Origin of the sequence: Chlorogloeopsis sp. ULAP01 (assembly GCF_030381805.1) — a bacterium.
In the GTDB taxonomy this organism is placed as follows: Bacteria; Cyanobacteriota; Cyanobacteriia; order Cyanobacteriales; family Nostocaceae; genus Chlorogloeopsis.
Genome location: NZ_JAUDRH010000002.1, coordinates 306,282 through 324,752, shown reverse-complemented (window position 1 = coordinate 324,752; position 18,471 = coordinate 306,282). Strand labels below are relative to the sequence as shown.

Here is an 18,471-nt window from a genome sequence, read left to right as displayed (position 1 = left end):
TAGATTAGACTGGATTTAACTGTTTTCGATTCAACACTGGTTACTTAAATTAACCAAAACTTACGTAAAAATTCTAGCTTCCAATTTCTGGAAATAGTTAGTGTATGTCTGTATTTGAAAACATAAATACATTTACGCAAATGTAGTGTCTAGGATGGCGCTATGCCAATTTATACTGCAACATCAATATCCAGTTCTACCATAATCTGGCTCATGCTAGGAGCAGGTTTATGTTTAATGGAACTGTTGCTACCAACGGCTTCTGTCGCTTTCATGATGGGAATTAGCGCCTTTGTAGTAGCGTTACTCTCTGGGGTGATTTTAGGGAAGTTATGGCTGCAAGTGGTGGTTTGGCTATTACTTTCTGTGGTGTTAATTTTGCTTTGCCGTCGGTTTGTGAAACCACGGCGAGCAAAATCAAAAATTCAGGATGCTGTTATGGGCGAAACTTTAACAGAGATACCAGCCGGGAAAACAGGGCGAGTGCTATACGAAGGCAATTCTTGGCGCGCCCAATGTTTTGACGATCAATTGGCGATCGCATCCCACCAACGAGTTTATGTAGTCAGGCGCGAAGGTACAACTTTAATTGTGATGCCAGAATATTCTTCAATCTCCGGTATTGATTAACACCACAAACATTTGCAAGCAAGATTTTATCTGCTTAAAACCATTTATAAATAGTTGTTTCCAGCTTATTTACTACTTAAAAATTCCAGGGATAAATTTATGGAAGGTATATTATTCCTAATTAGTGTAATTTTGGGCGGTTCTGCTGTTGCGGGTTCTGTGAAAGTAGTCAATCAAGGCAATGAAGCTTTAGTAGAACGCTTAGGTAGCTTTGACAAAAAGTTAGAACCAGGGCTGAACTTTGTTGTTCCTTTTATTGATCGAATCGTTTACCGTGAGACAATCCGCGAGAAAGTTCTAGATATTCCACCACAACAATGTATAACCCGCGATAACGTCAAAATCGTTGTTGATGCAGTGGTGTATTGGCGCATCGTTGACATGGAGAAAGCTTACTATAAAGTAGAAAATCTCCAAGCGGCGATGGTGAATTTGGTGATGACGCAAATCCGCGCTGAAATGGGCAAACTGGAGCTAGATGAAACCTTTACCGCACGTTCGGAAGTAAATGAACTTCTATTACGGGATTTGGATGTTGCTACCGATCCTTGGGGAGTGAAAGTGACGCGGGTAGAATTGCGGGATATTCTTCCATCTCAGGAAGTGCAGCAATCAATGGAATTGCAAATGTCAGCAGAGCGTCGCAAGCGGGCAGCGATTCTAACTTCTGAGGGCGAACGAGAATCTGCTGTTAATAGTGCTAGAGGCAAAGCAGAAGCCCAAGTTCTAGAAGCAGAAGCACATCAAAAAGCAGTCATTTTGGAAGCAGAGGCTCAACAAAAAGCCCTAGTTCTTAAAGCCCAAGCCGAGCGTCAACAGCAAGTTCTTAAAGCTCAAGCAATTGCCGAATCTGCCGATATTATTGCCCAAAAAATCAAAACTAGTCCTAGCGCCCAGCAAGCTTTAGAAATTTTGTTGGCATTGGGTTATCTAGATATGGGCGCGACTATTGGTAAGAGCGATAGCAGTAAAGTGATGTTTATGGATCCGCGCACTATTCCCGCTACTTTGGAAGGTATACGCTCTATAGTTTCAGATGTTCCCACAGATCACCCTATATTAGACAACCAAATCTCCCCAGGAAATAACAACCGTCTGGGTTAAGGTATCAGTTATCAGTTATCAGTTTTTTCACTGTTAACTGTTAACTGATTGATCCCCCTACTCCACACTAGCTTGATCTATTTGACATTGATTGCACAAACCAAAAAACTCTAAGGTGTGATAAAAAATCTTAAAATTATGACTAGTTTGTAATTGTACTTCTAGTTCATGGACTGGACATTGATAAATTGGAATAGAAGTGCCACATTGCAAACAGGTAAGGTGGTGTTTGTCTTGCTGTACTAAACTGTAGAGAGCTTCGCCGTTAGCTAATGTCCGCATTTGCACCAAGCCTTCCAGCTTTAAAGCTTCTAAAGAGCGGTAAACAGTTGCCAAACCCATGCTTTGATTGCGATTACGTAATTCCACGTAAATATCTTGGGCAGAAATGCCTTGTTTGAGGGTTTTGAGAAGGTTAAGAATACGCTCTTGAGAGCGGGTGTGCACGGATTTCATAGCAATTTTAGACAGAACGTTAATTTCGTTCAGATTGTATATTTTAGGTAAGCTTATAGCTTAAGGCTAATGGCTCTGTAATATTATTGTCGCTCAGTAGCAACAGAAAGATATAGTATAGCGATCGCAGTGTTCAGTAAAAGTCAGTGCAAAGGAAGTATCGAGCCAAAATTTTAGTTACCCTTCGTCCTTCAGTTTTAGATCCTGCTGGAGTGGCGGTACAATCTGGGCTGAAACAGTTGGGATACAATAATGTCGAACAAGTGCGGATTGGTAAGTACATTGAATTAAATATTATTTCACCTGATGAAACTTCCGCTCGTAAAGATTTAAATCAGATATGTGACCAAATGTTAGCAAATCCGGTAATCGAAAATTATAAGTTTGATTTGATTGAGGTGGAATCCCAGACGGGAGTGTATTAAGGGATAGGGGATAGGGTTGGGGGAACAGGGAAACAAGCACCAAGAGCCGAGGAGCAGAGGAGCTTCAGGGGCTATATCCAATACCCAATCCCCGATCCCCAATCCCCAATCCCCAATCACCTATACCCTACTTAACCACTAACTCTTAACCAAAAATGAAATTCGGTGTTGTTGTTTTTCCAGGTTCTAATTGCGATCGCGATGTTGCTTACGTTACCAGAGATTTACTGGGACAACCAACTCGGATGGTTTGGCATCAAGAAACGGATATTGCCGATTTGGATGTAGTAATTATCCCTGGTGGTTTTAGCTATGGAGATTATTTGCGTTGTGGTGCGATCGCTCGATTTTCGCCCGTAATGCAGCAGGTAATCGAACACGCTCAAAAGGGTAAATTTGTTCTTGGTATTTGTAATGGCTTTCAGGTATTAACTGAAGCTGGGCTTCTGCCAGGAGTATTAGCAAGAAATCGAGATTTGCATTTTATCTGCGATCGCGTTCTCCTCAAAGTTGAGCGTAACGATTTACCTTGGACAAAAACTTATTCTGCTGGTGAAGTCATTCAACTGCCCATTGCTCACGGGGAAGGAAGATTCTACGCTGATAAGGTGACTGTATCAAAACTTGAAGATAACGGTCAAGTTGTCTTCCGCTACACCCAAGAGAACCCCAATGGTTCAGTGAGAAACATTGCCGGGATTTGCAATTCTGAGGGCAACGTGTTGGGAATGATGCCGCATCCAGAAAGAGCAGCAGATTCAGCGCTAGGCAATACGGATGGATTGAAGTTGTTTGCTGGCTTAGTAGAGAAAGTTATAGCATTAGTTTAAGTAAAAACTCCGCTCTTGTTACCCAAGCTCAAGAGCGGTATCCAACTCTCAAAACAGTAAATTGTTAGCTGCTTTGGCAAAGTTCATCATACTTGGCACGTACAGCTTGAATATCTTGCCACATTAACCATTTGGGGCTATTAACTTCGCGAGAAGGATTACGCAACAAATAAGAAGGGTGAAAAATTGGCATACACAAATGCCCTTCCCACTCCATCCAAGTTCCACGAATCTTGGTAATTCCTCGCTTATCACCAAGTAATCCTTTGACGGCAGTTGCACCCGTCAACAAAATAATTTTGGGAGCAACTAGGCGAATTTGTTCTAACAAATAAGGTTTGCAAGCCTCTATCTCTTCGTTTGTAGGAACTCGGTTATTCGGGGGACGACATTTGTTTATATTGCATATGTATACATCTTTTTCTGTGTCCAGTTTTACAGAAGCCAAGATTTTTTCTAAAAGTTGTCCTGCTCGCCCGACAAATGGTAACCCTGTTTCATCTTCGTTTTGTCCTGGTGCTTCTCCTATAACCATAATTTGTGCTTCAAGGTTGCCCCTACCGACAACGGCATGAGTACGAGTGTTTCCTAATTCACAGCGATGACACCGGTTGCAATGCTGTGCCAATTCCGCCATATTGCCATAGGTACCAGAGGGAATCGGGATTTTGCTGTCAGTGGGAATCAGTTCTTTTTGCTCGGAATTGGGTTCTTCAAAAAGGCTTAGTTGTTGTTCGCTACTCATGAAACTTTAAATACTAAATGTAAGCGCCAGCTGTTAAATCTAAATTAAAGATTTAGATTGCAATAAAGTTATGTTATAACAAGCAGCACTGAGTATTATGTCTGTTAATAGTGATATTTCTACTTAATCTGCTGTTGGTATTCCATTGCTTTGACATAATCTCCTAAGGCGTAGCAAGCTACCCTGAGACTAGCAAGAATTTGTTGCTCGCTGCTACGGCGATTAAGACTTCTCGCTAACTCTAAACGTTTTTCATAATAAATTATTGCTTTGGCATAATCTCCCAAGGTTTCACAAGTAATTCCTAAACTGTCTAAACATTGTTCTTGAGTACGTATGTCCTGGATTTGTTGAGCTAGTAGCAAACGTTCCTCATGATATGTAATTGCTTTGCTATATTCGCCGATCGCATGGCAAGCATTACCTAAATTTTTAAGTAGCTGAATGGCGCTGCGGCTGCGATTTAAGGAACGCGCTATTATCAGACACTGCTCATAGTAATCGATTGCCTTTGCATAATACCCAAAAGCATAAAAACAATTGCCTAGATTCTTTAGCACTTGCTCCTCGCCCCAATGATCTTGGATTTGTCGTATAATTTCTAGGCTTTGCTGTTGCAATTCTATAGTCTGGGGTATGTCGTTCAAAGCTTTATAAACTAATCCCAGGTTGTTTAGTGTTGCTATTTGACTTCGCTCATCTTGCAACTTTTGGGCAATCTCTAAACATACTCGTAAAGATTCGATAGCTTTATGATTGTCTCCTAAATGACGATAGGCATTACCTAAATGGGACAAAGCCTGCACCTGCATCTGTAAGTCTTTTATATCTTGTGCTAGAGATAAACACTGGTGAGAGTAAGAAATTGCATTCTCGTAGTCTCTTAAATTGTATGTAACCAAAGCTAAACAACAAATTACTTGTGCTTGTTTGTGACAATCTCCAACTGTCTGAAATAACACCAATGACTGTTGTAAAGACTTCAAAGCAGCAGATAATTCACCCGCTTGTTGCTGTTGAGTGGCTTGTTGCCATAGCCTCGATGCTTCCAATTTACAATCGTTTTGCTCCTGTGGATTTGGAGTGCTGCTTGTGAACATTCTTTAAAATTTTGGCTAATTGTAACGCGTTTGCTGTGTTTGAGGTAGTTTTCTAAGTAGTTGCCAAGGAAGTGGGTTTTTCGGGCTAGGATAAAATCCACCTTTGCCTAATTAATTTTGGTGATATATATTTAGTCTTCCCTAGAAATTGGATGTATCTTTCATCTACCACAGAGAGATAGAGGGAAAGACAAGGGGACAAGGGAGAAGGAGAATAAATATGACTAATGACTACCACTAACCACTCACAAATGTACAGACGTACAGACGTGCCAGTGACTATTGACTAACAAACCAACAATGGAAAGAGTTTTAGAACCAGAAGTAATGGATTGCCTCGAAGAAGCCATTGAGTATGATGAGATGGACTTCACTGAGGTAAATACTGCCTTTGCCGAAGAAGCGATCGCCCTTGCCCCACTAGAAAATGCTTTAGTATTAGATGCTGGTACCGGAACGGGGCGTATTCCAATTTTAATGGGTCAGATGCGATCGCAATGGCAAATTATCGCTATTGACTTGGCTAAAAGTATGCTGGAAATTGCCTCTCACCACATCGAGCAGGCTAGATTACAATCGCAAATTCATCTGGAGTTGGTGGATGCCAAACATTTACCTTATGCGGATGGACAATTTGATCTGGTTATGTCAAATAGTCTTATCCACCATTTACCTGATCCTTTGTCCTTTTTTTCGGAAATCAAGCGCGTACTCAAACCTAACGGCGGAATCTTTCTACGTGATTTATTTCGCCCTGCTGATGAAGCCAGAATGAATGCTTTGGTTGATAGTGTTGGTAGAGAATACAACGAGAATCAAAAAAAATTATTCCGCGATTCTCTCAAAGCTGCATTGACTTTAGATGAAGTAAAACAGTTGATTTCTCTGGTAGACTTGCAAGGAGTGGAAGTTTATCAATCAAGCGATCGTCACTGGACAGCCAAAAGAAATTGGAATTGCGATAACTGACTGATAAAGGTTAATAGTTAATAGCAATTAACTACTTAATTTAAGTCAACTTTCATTTATCTATTCGTTGGTATTTTTGTCTGCCAAACATCTTCAAATTCTGCTTTTGTAATTTCAAACTCTTGCATCTCCTCTTTACCTATTGGTTTATCGCAAAGCATTCCATAATCATCCCAAAAATGAGTTTGGTCGTAAAATAATACATTGCCATTCTCATACACTTCTATCTGCCTAGCTGCATATAGATCCTCACGAATTTCAAAAAAGTAAGTACTAGTACCCCAAGCATCAAATTCTCCGCCTAAGGGTTCATCCCAAAACCATTTGTAATACTTCATAAATTTGTTAATCTAAATTCTACTAAAAATCATACTTTAAACTATCTGTTTCTGTCTTTGATATCTGCTTGATTTTAGATTTTATGTAAAAACTAATTGGTATGCATTATCTCTAAGTACCTGGAGGCTAAAGTCTTGTCTTCGTCTCACAAAATATAATTAAAATTTAAACTCTATTGTTAAAGAATATTTTAGAAATACTATTTAATAAAATTCCACTGATTTCAACATCTTATTGCGGTGAGTGCTCACGTAATATTTCTCGAACTTCCATTAAAATGATTCCTAACATATTTTTACCACTACCATCAGCACCACAACCCCAATAATCATCAATTGGAGAATTTTCTATAATTTCTTCATCACCTGTAGAAAGTAAAATTTTTTGAATATCAGTATGGATTTCAAACTTGCGTAACACTGCTTTGCGCATAATATCGTCTTTGACTTGTTCCCAATCTGTACGCAAAGGGCGTTTACGATCTCGTCCCATTCTTGCCGCATCCTTTGGTGTTTTTATGAGACGAATTTCTTCTAAATGAGGTGTACCAATAAACTTTTGAGCTTGAAAATAGTGTTCGCTAGTATGCCAATATAAATTATCTAACTCGAAGCCGTGGTATGAGAAATTCGAGAAACAGCCATATTGTTCGCGAGTGTTATAAAAATAGATTGTCATATCTAGTAGTCCTATTTGAGTTGGAAATTATCTCATGAGGTCAGAGAAGAGAAATTATTTATAAATAATTTAGGATTGCTATAGTCATATTTTGCTGTCTAACATTAATTTAGCTATATTTATAAAATTTATCTATCAACCCATAGAATATATTTAGATATATTATTTGTTAATTTAATATATAGCTTCTGTGAAACTACTAATTTTGTAAATATGAGTATAAGAATTACTGCTAGCAGAAGATGACTATGAAAAACTTTAATAAGCTGCTTAACCAAAATCAATTGAAGATGACGTAGTGGCGTAACGCAGCTAAATCGTGTGATATTAAAAGACTGTCAGTCAACAGAAAAGTAAACTGTTTGTAACCACAACTTCTCCTAAACTCTCTTGTGAGAACGACGCTAAGGATAAAAGACTGTTTAAGAGTTTTTGTCAATGCTTTTGAAGTCTCTAGGTTCATAATAACGGCAATTCTCACATGGCCCATCAGGATTAACAGCGCAGCGCAAATATCCAGAACGAGCATTATATCGACAGCTAATATCACCTATCAAATAACCCACTCCTTCTAAATAATAGCGATCGCCCTCATCTGTTCTGGTATTGATCCGAAGCTGCTCCATAGGTAAAGCCACAGCAGTACGTCTAAGCAGCAAACGTGTTCTATTCCGGGTTTTACGCATCAACCACAGAGAGAATAGAGACGGCAAGAAACCAATGGCAATTACCAAAAGTGTCTTTAACACCTTCTGTTTACCTCTTTTATGCACTTAATCCTCGCTGGTGTTGCATTCTCTTACGAGAGTGCAATCTCAATGGTAGTTTTGCTACTACAGTGTGGAGTCAAGGCAAAACAAACATATGCCTGTTACCACTTAGATTCAGCATAACCGTTACAGCCCAAATAGGGAGTTTCGGACATATGTTTAGTAATTTAAGATTTGTTTACTACTGTGCCAAAAAGTAATACTTATCTGTATTCATGCAACTTCATCTAAACGTTTAATCCTCAATATGGAGAGCCAGAGGCTCTAATTCTTATTATTAGGTTGAACCTAGTAGCAACGGTTTGTGAGCTTAGGTGTACAAGATGTGAATCAAGGAATTAAAGACTATAGTGATTTTTGACACTACAAAGCTAACTTTATACTTAGACTCAATCAATCAAATACTTTATCTATTTCAATATATAAATCTGTATATCAATCTTTGATGAAGAAAAAGTTTAATTATTCAAGAGTCGATTGATACTCTTTTTGAGCAGAGTTAAGCTAATAAAAATGTAACTACGCTACCTTTAAAACTTTTAAGTAATAATGACGGCAAATAGTTTACCAATTACTCATACAGAACAGCCTTTTTTTAAAGAAAAAGTAAAGAATATAGATATACAAGTTATACAGGAGAAAATTTACATTTTTCTGATTGAAATTGTAAAAGTATGGTCTCCTGAAGATGTTTTGCGAGAATTTAAGCGTTTATTTATAGAAAATTTTGATTCAGTAAGTTTAGATTCTGCACCAGGAATATATAGACTTTTGTATCTTATAGATAATGAGCAAGACTTTCATCATACTCTAAAACGTTGTTGTTACATATTAGTGAATAATTGGGAAAATAATAGAAAATATAAACATATCCAAGAATTAGTTCAAATTTTTATTGATTATAAATCAAACAAACAGCAAGCTAAAAGTTATAATCAAGATAATATTTACCGAATCTGGTTAAAAAGATTTATTAAAAGCAAGGATTTTCAGGAGCTTAAATTATTTGCCTTTAAGAATGAAGATAAAACTAAAATTCACTGGAGAAATCGTTATACTTCTTATTTATTAGTAGCTCAATCTGTTGATAATAATAATTCTCCAGAACAACAAGAAGCAGCAAGAAAAGCTTCAAAGCAACTAAAAGATAAGTATAAATTTGAGCTAGCAATGTATATTGCTCGTTCTCAGTCTAATAATTCTGGTAAGACACGTTACCAAAATCCAAGTATTTTAGGTGATGAATTACTACGTTTAATCAAGGCGATTGTTGTCAAGAAAGGTGTATTTAGTTATGAGAATATTGCTAATATATTTTTGAAACAAACTAAAAATCAAACTTTTAGAAATTTTAAAAAAAGCTTACAAAAATATCTCATTTATTCTGTTCGCCAGCAAAACTTTGTAGAAACTTTAAATCAACAGCTATTAGATAGGCTATTAAATTGGAAATCAGAATATGACGAAGAAATTATTGATAAAGATTTATTATTAAGAACTTGTAATCGAATTATTGATTATCTCACAATAGAAAATACTCAAGAACCCTCACCTTTATTTGTTTTATTACTTTCCCAAGGACATCCACTCACTTTAGTCATTGTCTTACTAAAAATTATTCTAATTTCTCCAAATTCTCGCAGTCATCTAGAAGCTCGTATAGCTCATTTAATTCATCACTATGAACAATATTCAGAAACAGAATGTAAGTGGCTGATAAATTTTATTGAAATTTTTAGTATCACATTTGCTATCTATGCTGAAAATGTTGAGTATAACTTGGTTAAAGTTGAAGAAAAGCAGCATCAGCATACTTGTAAATCTCAATTTAATCCAGATGCTTATCGTGTGTTTTCTCAATTAAAGCTAGATATATAGGAATCCAGTTTAATTATTGAAAAAATTAAATATTTGTAGGGGAGATAGTTTGCGGTGTAGGTTTCCTTCCTGCAAAACTGTCGTTGTGCTATGACTTTAGTACCTAACCCTTGAAAACGGTGCGTTACGCTTCGCGACAACACACCCTACGTATTTTTCAAAAATCAAATATGAGTCCTATAGAATAAAAAAGACTAATGAAACACTCTCTAATCTCCCTGACTTTTTAGAAAAGTCGGGGATCTGTATTTTTAGTTTATTTAAAAAAGCGTTCGTCTAAGGTAGCTAGGACTGCACCACTAGTTTCGGCTACTATACTCATCAATCGATATACGCCCATTGCACTTATTACTACTGCCGCAGGAAAATTATTTTGTAATAGTGCGATCGCTGTTGTTTCAAACACACCTAACCCACCTGGCGCACCTGGAACAACTAACCCTAGTAACCAAGCGAAACTGAAAGCCCCCAGCAATATAGGAATTTGACTCCAATTCAAAGGCTCCAAAGCATATAAAATTAAAATAAAACCTGTACCACGTAATCCTAAAAAACCTATCTCTCCTAACAAAGGTTGGAGTGGATAGTTTTTCATGGCTAAATTGACATCGGAAGTAGCAGTATGAGATTTTCTAGTTTTCAATCGGTGTAAAAAGCGAATTAATGGGTTCAAAAAACGGGGATGGATTGCACCAAGAACTATAACCAAACCAATTATTTGCACTACTCGTACAGCTAAACTAGTATTAACTGTAACTACAAAACCACCCAGCAGGACAATAACCAAAGCTGCTGCTGCCATTAGTAATGGTTCTAATAATACGCTCAGAGTAGCTGCACTAGCTGAAACATTTGCATTTTTCGCTGCCATAATTCGCCCGTAGTAATGCCAAACATTACCAGGTAAATACTTAGCAATATTAGTTTTTAAGTAAACATAGATGAAGGAGGAAGACTGCACTGAGTGATTTAAATCTTTGAGAATCCAAGTCCATATCCAACCTGCCCAAGTGTGTGCTAGTAAAGTTACACCCGTAGCGATCGCGATAATTGCCCATCCTGCTGCATCAATGTGAATAGCAGAAATTTCTTGCCAATTATTTTTTAAAGCTGTTGCTAAAAAAAATAATGTTCCACCCAAAATTAGCCAGCGTAAAATTTTCTTGATCATTGTGGTGATTTAACTGAGCAGCTACTCTTATAGTTGAACACCTCAAATCATATGTTATGTCAGCAATAATTCCCAAATTTCCCTTTTGTGGTATTGTTGTAGCTCATTAATAATAATTTAGTAGCAGCTATCAGTGCCTCGTAGACAGCTTATCAAAAATAACTATTAACTACTAAAAATTCCTGTTTGAGTGTTACTTTAATTTTTTGAGTTGATTGCTCTTATTTCTCTTTTAGTCGATTTTTTAGCCAACTGATTTAGTCTATCCATAACAGAAATTTAAAAATTTAATATTCACTAACTAAAAGCAAAAGCTAATTATAGAAACTTATATCTCTCTTAAGTAAGAGATACAGAACATATTCTTACAAACAAGAATGTGACTTCGGCTAGAGGAAAAGGTTCCTTTTTACTACGTATTCTTAAAAATCGATTGTTACTTCTAATCAATTAAATCCAGCAAGAAATTTTGGCAGAATTTTATAGAATTCGGTGCAGAAGCTTGTTTGGAGTATAAAGGAGGAATTGGTGAACAGTTTAACTGCTTTTTTAAAAAAACTGCAAATTCGCCAAGTTTTAACTGTATTTTTGGCAGGATTATTGTTGATAGTTGGTACTGCTTGTAGTAAACCCTACCCTAACGCAGCAAATCCCAATAATCCACCTGTACAAGCTGGTGGCGCAAATAATCCCTACAAAAATGGTGGAGACAGTTACACAAATTTGAAAATGTCCAAGTCTGGACGTGATCAAGCTAGTTCACAGCTAAATACACAACTAATTGCTACCACCAATAGTGAAGAACTGCTTTACCCAGGTGCAGAAACCCCCGTAGGTAGAGCATACAAAGAGGGTGAATTGCCATTGAAATCTGAAAGAGATTTTCAGCAACCTGAACCTGGTGGACAGATTCAATACGAATCAAATGTAGGCGAAAGAGTTAAAGGAAGACTTGAGACTGTCAAAGAGGCAGTTGAAGAAGCATCTGGCTTTTTGAAAGATAAGGCAGACGAAGCTGGTGCTAGACCTGAATTAAAACCGAATCCAGCAGTGAATAGATAATATTCATTCCTACTCTTAAATATTTGGTTGAAGGACTATCTTAATAAATCCGAAAACCTAATATTCTCCAATTGATTGCTACCAAATTTTTTAACTTAGTCAAATAACTGCAAGGAGTTGCATAATGAACAAAGTAATTGCTTGGATCAAGAAAGTTAACTTGCGTCAAATTCTGATGGTTTTTGTAGCAGGAATTCTATTATTCTTTACTCAGGCTTGTGGTAGTGCTGGTGCAACACTGCCTGGACAAAATGGTGTACAGCCCCGCCAAGCTTCCCAGCCTAATGTTAGACCGAATTCAGAAATATACGTTCCCAAAGGTGACAATGTCCTCAATCCTCCTGAAGGTGGGATGAATAACTTTAGTGATGTAGATCCTAGATCCAAGGGAGGGGCTAGCCAAGCAAAAGCAAGAGCTGAGTTTCTCAAGGAAAATTCTGCTCAACTACAATCAGAGAAATCAACAAATAATCCAGGTGAAGCTGCTAGTCGTATTGGTTCCGATGCAGGAAGATTAGGCAGAAATATTCAACAAAAAGCTGGAGATGTAGGAGAAAAAGCTCAAGGAACAGCTGAAGATTTTGCTAAAGGAGCTAGAAAAGGACTGGAAAATATCAAGGAAAATATCCAGGATGCTGGTAACTACGCAAAAGAAGTTGGTAGAGATACAGTTGGCAATCCTCGCAGTTAACAGCAAATGAAGAAACGCTGACTGAAGTAGTTAATAAGTCTGTTTTTTATAGATCCCCGACTTTTTCAAAAATTCGGGGATCTGAACATCTGCAACCGAAGTTTGAGGACTTTTATTTGATTTAACTAAAGTGCTTGATAATCGCCTCAGCGAATTCAGAACACTTCAAGGGTTCTACTGGTGGTTCCATTAATCTTGCCAAGTCATAAGTAACTTGCCGATTAGCGATCGCATCTCCTAAACCTTTCTTAACCAAGTTTGCTGCTTCTTGCCATCCCAGATACTCCAGCATCATCACACCAGATAAAATTACCGAGCCAGGATTAACTCGATCTAGCCCTGCATGTTTTGGTGCTGTACCGTGGGTAGCTTCAAAAACGGCACATTGATCGCCAATATTAGCACCCGGCCCCATGCCTAATCCACCAACAACTGCTGCTGCCGCATCAGACAAGTAATCACCATTCAAATTCATTGTCGCCAGGATAGAATATTCATCCGGTCTGGTTTGGATTTGTTGGAAAATACTATCAGCAATGCGATCGTTTACCATCACCTTATCTTTCCACTTGCTATTTCCGTGCGTTTCCCAAATTGCATTAACAACTGTTTCCACTTCCTTGACAATTTGAGCTTTTTTCTCCTCAGTCATGGCATCAAACCCAGGATCAATCATCCGTGCATTTGCTTGTGGAGTTAGATCGGGGTTTTTTTCTTTGTTGCTCAAAATCCAAGATTCTCGCTCTGTAACGCATGAAGCGCGAAACTCGCTCGTTGCCAGTTCGTAACCCCAATCACGGAAAGCGCCTTCGGTATACTTCATAATATTGCCCTTGTGGACTAAAGTCACCATTTGCTTGTGCTTGGGTAATTGCAAAGCGTGTTTGATGGCACGCCGTACTAAACGCTGAGAACCTGATTTACTAATGGGTTTAATGCCAATACCAGAATCTAGGGGAATTTGCTTTTTACCGTGTTCTGGTGTAGCAGGAATGAGTTCTTTGTTGAGATATTCGATTAGGGTGTTGGCAATTTCGCTACCTTGTCGCCACTCGATCCCCAAATAAATGTCTTCCGTATTTTCTCGATAAACAATCACATCAAGTTTTTCTGGATTTTTATGAGGAGAAGGGGTACCTGCATAGTAACGACAAGGACGCACGCAAGCATAAAGGTCAAAAATTTGACGTAAAGCTACATTAAGTGAGCGAATGCCACCGCCGATTGGAGTTGTCAAAGGCCCTTTGATGGCGACACCATATTCTTGAATTGCTGTTAAGGTATCCTGTGGTAAATACTGATAAGTTCCGTATAATTCACAAGCCTCATCACCTGCGTAAACCTTAAACCAGCTAATTTTCCGCTCGCCCTTGTATGCCACTTCCACAGCAGCATCAAGCACTTTTTGGGTAGCAGGCCAAATATCAATACCAGTACCGTCGCCGCGAATAAACGGGATAATTGGATTGTCAGGAACAATCGGCTCACCGTTGTTGAAGGTAATTTTTGATCCAGTTGAGGGGGGGGTAATTTTTTCGTACATTCACACACTCCTGATTGTGACGCAGCGACATCAATGGACTTTGGGCTTTCAGCTTCAATATGTTACTGAATAGTGGTTAGTGGTTAGTGACTACTAACCAACTTTACTGCCTTGTTTGGAAGGCTAGCAGATTTGTCTTGTCCCGTTTTGATAAAGTTAGAAAGCGGGGCATTTCTTTTCAGGAGTTAGCAGAGTCTCTGGATGCTATCTTATCGCTTGCAGGCGCAATTAGTGTACTCTGGATATATACAGCAAAATAGCAGCAATGAAGAATAAAAGAGAGATTACCATCAGGGTGAGCGAGCAAGAGTTCGCAATATTAGAAACCCACTGCCAAGCTGTAGGTAGAACCAAAACGGATATTTTGCGAGAGTTTATCAGGTCTTTAGGTGCTGCACATATTAATTTAATTCATGAAAGCACAAGTATGAATGAGTAGGTTTCGCAGACAATTTCCTGTAAACTACTCTACGCTATCAGTACTAACCAGTTCACAAAATTTGTTAGTTAATTGCTTGTTCACCGATCGCGTTTCCACAAGAATAGCATGACAGACCCAATGATTGTATCAGGCTCCTCTTCTGACATCGAATCCCTGCGCCGCCAGTTAATTGCTGGGTCAATTCAAGTCCAACAACAGTTGATCCCGCAGCTAGCTGTCTTGGATAATGGGGGATTAGATATCCTGATGGAATTTTTGCTGCAACGTCGTGACTTAACCACAACTTGGGTTGATGGCAAAGCCTACCAAGCTCTTTACAACTCTGATTCACCCCAAGCCAAAGAATTTCTGCAAACTCATTTTCCTGAAGGTGTTGTACCTCTAAAATCAGAGTGCGGGATTGATTACCGTCCCTTACAAACTTTACTCGCAACTCAGGATTTTCAAGCTGCCGATCGCATAACTCTGCAAAAAATGTGTGAAGTTGCTGGAACTGAGGCTGTAAAACGCAAATGGCTATATTTTACTGAAGTAGATAAGTTCCCAATTACAGACTTACAAACTATTAATAATTTGTGGTTAGTCCACTCTGAAGGCAAGTTTGGCTTTTCAGTACAGCGAGAAATTTGGTTGGGTTTGGGAAAAAATTGGGATAATCTTTGGGCGAAAATCGGTTGGAAAAAAGGTAATAATTGGACACGCTATCCAAATGAATTTATCTGGGATTTAAATGCTCCCAAAGGTCATTTACCTCTTTCTAATCAACTGCGTGGAGTGCGAGTAATTGCTTCTTTATTTGCCCATCCGGCTTGGACAAAATAAAACTATTAGGTAAAGGACTGCTGGGCAAAATATTTCGGGATGCTGAACTTACAAGGGAGGAGTTAATAGCATGACTGGAATGAAATTAAAGAAAAGCTAAATTTCTTGATTTCAGGATAAAATGCGATCGCTCCCACCAATCCAAAATCGAACAATGGCCAAAGTTCGTCTAGAAAGTATTAAGCGTAAATTTAACAACGTCACCGCGATTGAGGATATTAGCTTTGAAATTCCTGATGGTGAATTTTGGGTTTTGGTGGGGCCTTCAGGATGCGGTAAATCTACTATATTACGAACCATTGCCGGCTTAGAAACTGCCACCTCTGGTAGACTTTACATCGGGGATGAGTTGATGAATGATGTCCCGGCAAGACAACGGGATGTGGCGATGGTGTTTCAAAACTATGCCTTGTACCCCCACATGACAGTGGCAGAAAATATTGCCTTTGGGTTACGAATGCGCAAAGTCGATCCCAAGATTATTAAAGAGAGGGTGGTGGCTGTAGCGCGATCGCTTTCACTAGAACATTTAATAGAGCGCAAACCCAAACAACTTTCTGGCGGACAGCAACAACGAGTAGCATTAGGTAGAGCGATCGCCCGTCAACCACAAGTATTTTTATTAGATGAACCTTTGTCTAATTTAGACGCTCAATTACGAGATGATACGCGAGCTGAGTTAAAAGAACTACATCAAAACTTAGGCGTTACTACAATCTACGTCACCCACGATCAAGTAGAAGCGATGACTTTGGCTGATAAAATTGTGGTGCTAGAGAGGGGACGAATTCAACAGATTGGCGAGCCGCAAACAATTTATGCCAAGCCTGCTAATCGCATGGTGGCGACTTTTTTGGGCAGCCCACCGATGAATATTTTTCCTGCTAGATATGTAGCTGAAGGTTTTGATGTCAATGGCCAAAATATACTAGCTTCAGCAAAGATGAAAGAGAAGTTGCATCTGCGGGAAGGGCAAGGGTTTGATTTGGGTATTCGTCCGGAACATATATATATAATTAACGAATCACACAGAACACAAACAGAAGAATTGGCAGAGTTAGTGGTTGATGTGAAGGTGGTGGAACCACTGGGAAGGGAGACTTTAATTCGTGCGGCTTTGCCTGGTTCGGGGGTAATGGTAAACGTACAAGCTGGTGCAGATGTGCATCCGCACCCAGGCGATCGCTTGTTGTTAGAGTTAGATTTAAGTAAATTGTTTGTGTTTGATACTACCACTGGAGATAAGTTGTATCCGCACGTGAGTAGTTAGCTGGAATTATAAATATAAGGCACAAGGAAAGGACAAGGAGACAAGGAGTTAAGGGAGGTGAGGAAGTGATAAGAGTAAACTTGTCCCCATCTTCCCTATCTCCCTCATCTGTTCCTCCCCTGCTCTCCTTTATTTTGGATGACTCAATTTCCGTAGCAACAAAGCCAGGCGGATCTGCACTGCATCTGGCTCATGCAATCACATTTGTCGCTATCCATGCATCGCACTATCGCCTCAACCCGAAATCTTTTCTGTTTTCCACTTATTTTTCACCCTGGAGGTTACTATTTTGACTCATCAAGTATTCCCAAATACGGAGAATTTGTTGATTATTCTCACTCACAAGCTGCATGGTTTCAGTGGTAGAAGTCTTTACCAGTTCGGCTAACTGATCTACACTTTGTTCTAATTTGTTAAGAGTCACAGCATTTTGCAGAGATTGTTCTGCAAGACGAGCTAATATCTCATCATGTCGAGCCACGCTCTCAACGGTGCTAGTGGCTATCTGTGCCACCTGTGTCATTAGCGGAGACAACTGATTAAGCATTTCAGCATGAGTTTGCAGCATCCGCTCAATTCGGTCAAGTCTATCCTGTCGTCCGTTCTGAGTCATGGTGTCCTCTTGCCGTAATTGGCGGTGTGGGGAATTTGTTGTGAATTTCTTCTCAATATTTTGCACAATTGTATAACGCGATCGCACTCATATAGTAAGAGGGAACGGGGAACAGGAAACAGCACATAGAAGACTTGACTATAAACTATCCATCAAGTTAAGCTAATACAGACCAATCGGTCGCAAACAAATTTAGATGTCGAAAGGCGAACAAACAAAAGAAAAAATTCTCCAGTTAGCAGCCGAACTGTTTAATCAACAGGGGTATGCAGGTTCGTCTATTTCAGACATCATGCAGGTGACAGGATTGCAGAAAGGAGGTATCTACAACCACTTTCAAAGCAAAGATGAATTGGCACTCATGGCTTTTGATTATGCGATCGCTCAAATGAGACAGTTGCATAGAGTTGCTTTGCGAAGCAAGCGTCATGCTGTTGAGCGTTTACAAGCAATCATTAATGTATACTACACCTTAATAGAAAATCCACCGATTAAAGGAGGATGTCCTCTACTGAATACAGCTATTGAGAGCGATGATGCTCATCCAGCTTTACGCGATCGTGCTCAACAAGCAATGAATTCATGGCGCGACATGATTTGCCGAATTATTCAAAAAGGAATTGCAAAAGGTGAAATTCGTCCAACCGTGGATGCCGATGAAGTTGCAACTATTATGATTGCTACATTGGAAGGCGGTGTGATGATGAGTAAGTTATATGGAGATGCAATTCATATCGAAAGATTAATCAAGCACTTAAATGATTACATTGAAACCCAATTATCAATTTAAGTAGGTTAGTACAAATAAAGTTAACTAGTTTAAGTTGTCATTAGTCATTGGTAAATTTTCAGCCATTTTAAATTTTTGACGCGGGTTGCTTTTATTCTTGCCCTACCTAATTAAGCATATTGAACCTCTTTTTTTTGAAAAAA

At 38.8% G+C, this 18,471-nt stretch carries 20 protein-coding genes; 11 read left to right on the top strand and 9 right to left on the bottom strand.

Annotation, left to right across the window (positions count from 1 at the left end; translation table 11 throughout):
* Positions 1–162 precede the first annotated feature (162 nt).
* Together QUB80_RS05025 and QUB80_RS05020 are read left to right on the top strand one after the other, a co-directional pair.
* Positions 163–630, top strand: coding sequence for an NfeD family protein (locus tag QUB80_RS05025; protein ID WP_289788394.1), 468 nt, complete (start codon positions 163–165; stop codon positions 628–630).
* A gap of 99 nt (positions 631–729) precedes the next feature.
* Complete coding sequence (locus QUB80_RS05020) at positions 730–1,734, top strand: SPFH domain-containing protein (RefSeq protein ID WP_289788393.1); 1,005 nt, start codon at positions 730–732, stop codon at positions 1,732–1,734.
* Between the two features lie 57 nt (positions 1,735–1,791).
* On the opposite strand, the gene QUB80_RS05015 is transcribed toward QUB80_RS05020, so the two are convergent.
* On the bottom strand, positions 1,792–2,190 hold the full coding sequence (locus tag QUB80_RS05015; RefSeq protein ID WP_289788392.1) for a Fur family transcriptional regulator: 399 nt from the start codon (positions 2,188–2,190) through the stop codon (positions 1,792–1,794).
* A 146-nt stretch (positions 2,191–2,336) separates the two neighbouring features.
* Between QUB80_RS05015 and purS the strand changes: the two genes are divergently transcribed.
* Complete coding sequence (purS, locus tag QUB80_RS05010) at positions 2,337–2,615, top strand: phosphoribosylformylglycinamidine synthase subunit PurS (protein WP_289788391.1); 279 nt, start codon at positions 2,337–2,339, stop codon at positions 2,613–2,615.
* Between the two features lie 155 nt (positions 2,616–2,770).
* Entirely contained in the window at positions 2,771–3,445 is a 675-nt protein-coding gene (gene purQ, locus QUB80_RS05005) for a phosphoribosylformylglycinamidine synthase subunit PurQ (protein ID WP_289788390.1), read from the top strand.
* Between the two features lie 64 nt (positions 3,446–3,509).
* Here the strand turns inward: purQ and QUB80_RS05000 are convergent, their stop codons facing one another.
* Both QUB80_RS05000 and QUB80_RS04995 read right to left on the bottom strand, forming a co-directional pair.
* A complete protein-coding gene (locus QUB80_RS05000; protein ID WP_289788389.1) occupies positions 3,510–4,190 on the bottom strand; it encodes a uracil-DNA glycosylase in 681 nt (226 codons plus the stop codon).
* A 119-nt stretch (positions 4,191–4,309) separates the two neighbouring features.
* Positions 4,310–5,290, bottom strand: coding sequence for a tetratricopeptide repeat protein (locus tag QUB80_RS04995; RefSeq protein ID WP_289788388.1), 981 nt, complete (start codon positions 5,288–5,290; stop codon positions 4,310–4,312).
* A gap of 300 nt (positions 5,291–5,590) precedes the next feature.
* Here QUB80_RS04995 and QUB80_RS04990 point away from each other — a divergent pair, with 300 nt between their 5' ends.
* Complete coding sequence (locus tag QUB80_RS04990; protein WP_289788387.1) at positions 5,591–6,259, top strand: class I SAM-dependent methyltransferase; 669 nt, start codon at positions 5,591–5,593, stop codon at positions 6,257–6,259.
* A 56-nt stretch (positions 6,260–6,315) separates the two neighbouring features.
* On the opposite strand, the gene QUB80_RS04985 is transcribed toward QUB80_RS04990, so the two are convergent.
* The 3 genes from QUB80_RS04985 to QUB80_RS04975 form a co-directional block, all read right to left on the bottom strand.
* Positions 6,316–6,597, bottom strand: coding sequence for a hypothetical protein (locus tag QUB80_RS04985; protein ID WP_289788386.1), 282 nt, complete (start codon positions 6,595–6,597; stop codon positions 6,316–6,318).
* Positions 6,598–6,829: 232 nt separating this feature from the next.
* Positions 6,830–7,276, bottom strand: coding sequence for a riboflavin biosynthesis intermediates N-glycosidase (gene ybiA / locus QUB80_RS04980; RefSeq protein ID WP_289788385.1), 447 nt, complete (start codon positions 7,274–7,276; stop codon positions 6,830–6,832).
* Between the two features lie 422 nt (positions 7,277–7,698).
* A complete protein-coding gene (locus QUB80_RS04975) occupies positions 7,699–8,025 on the bottom strand; it encodes a DUF6464 family protein (protein ID WP_289788384.1) in 327 nt (108 codons plus the stop codon).
* Positions 8,026–8,595: 570 nt separating this feature from the next.
* On the opposite strand from QUB80_RS04975, the gene QUB80_RS04970 reads away from it, so the two are divergent.
* Entirely contained in the window at positions 8,596–9,924 is a 1,329-nt protein-coding gene (locus QUB80_RS04970) for a Sll1247 family protein (RefSeq protein WP_289788383.1), read from the top strand.
* Between the two features lie 256 nt (positions 9,925–10,180).
* On the opposite strand, the gene QUB80_RS04965 is transcribed toward QUB80_RS04970, so the two are convergent.
* The gene (locus tag QUB80_RS04965) at positions 10,181–11,095 is read right to left on the bottom strand and encodes a lysylphosphatidylglycerol synthase domain-containing protein (protein WP_289788382.1); all 915 of its coding nucleotides are present in this window, start codon (positions 11,093–11,095) and stop codon (positions 10,181–10,183) included.
* A 528-nt stretch (positions 11,096–11,623) separates the two neighbouring features.
* On the opposite strand from QUB80_RS04965, the gene QUB80_RS04960 reads away from it, so the two are divergent.
* Complete coding sequence (locus tag QUB80_RS04960) at positions 11,624–12,157, top strand: DUF6658 family protein (RefSeq protein WP_289788381.1); 534 nt, start codon at positions 11,624–11,626, stop codon at positions 12,155–12,157.
* 124 nt (positions 12,158–12,281) lie between these two features.
* Positions 12,282–12,848 carry a DUF6658 family protein gene (locus tag QUB80_RS04955; RefSeq protein WP_289788380.1) on the top strand — a complete coding sequence of 189 codons (567 nt, stop codon included), beginning with the start codon at positions 12,282–12,284 and terminating at the stop codon, positions 12,846–12,848.
* A 121-nt stretch (positions 12,849–12,969) separates the two neighbouring features.
* Here the strand turns inward: QUB80_RS04955 and QUB80_RS04950 are convergent, their stop codons facing one another.
* Positions 12,970–14,391 (bottom strand): NADP-dependent isocitrate dehydrogenase, encoded by a 1,422-nt coding sequence (locus QUB80_RS04950; protein ID WP_289788379.1) that lies wholly within the window; start codon positions 14,389–14,391, stop codon positions 12,970–12,972.
* Positions 14,392–14,938: 547 nt separating this feature from the next.
* Between QUB80_RS04950 and QUB80_RS04945 the strand changes: the two genes are divergently transcribed.
* Both QUB80_RS04945 and QUB80_RS04940 read left to right on the top strand, forming a co-directional pair.
* Positions 14,939–15,655: a GUN4 domain-containing protein gene (locus tag QUB80_RS04945; protein WP_289788378.1), complete on the top strand. Its 717-nt coding sequence runs from the start codon at positions 14,939–14,941 to the stop codon at positions 15,653–15,655.
* Between the two features lie 154 nt (positions 15,656–15,809).
* Entirely contained in the window at positions 15,810–16,925 is a 1,116-nt protein-coding gene (locus QUB80_RS04940) for an ABC transporter ATP-binding protein (RefSeq protein ID WP_289788377.1), read from the top strand.
* A gap of 262 nt (positions 16,926–17,187) precedes the next feature.
* On the opposite strand, the gene QUB80_RS04935 is transcribed toward QUB80_RS04940, so the two are convergent.
* Positions 17,188–17,604: a hypothetical protein gene (locus tag QUB80_RS04935; RefSeq protein WP_289788376.1), complete on the bottom strand. Its 417-nt coding sequence runs from the start codon at positions 17,602–17,604 to the stop codon at positions 17,188–17,190.
* 130 nt (positions 17,605–17,734) lie between these two features.
* Between QUB80_RS04935 and QUB80_RS04930 the strand changes: the two genes are divergently transcribed.
* On the top strand, positions 17,735–18,328 hold the full coding sequence (locus QUB80_RS04930; protein WP_289788375.1) for a TetR family transcriptional regulator C-terminal domain-containing protein: 594 nt from the start codon (positions 17,735–17,737) through the stop codon (positions 18,326–18,328).
* Positions 18,329–18,471: the final 143 nt, after the last annotated feature.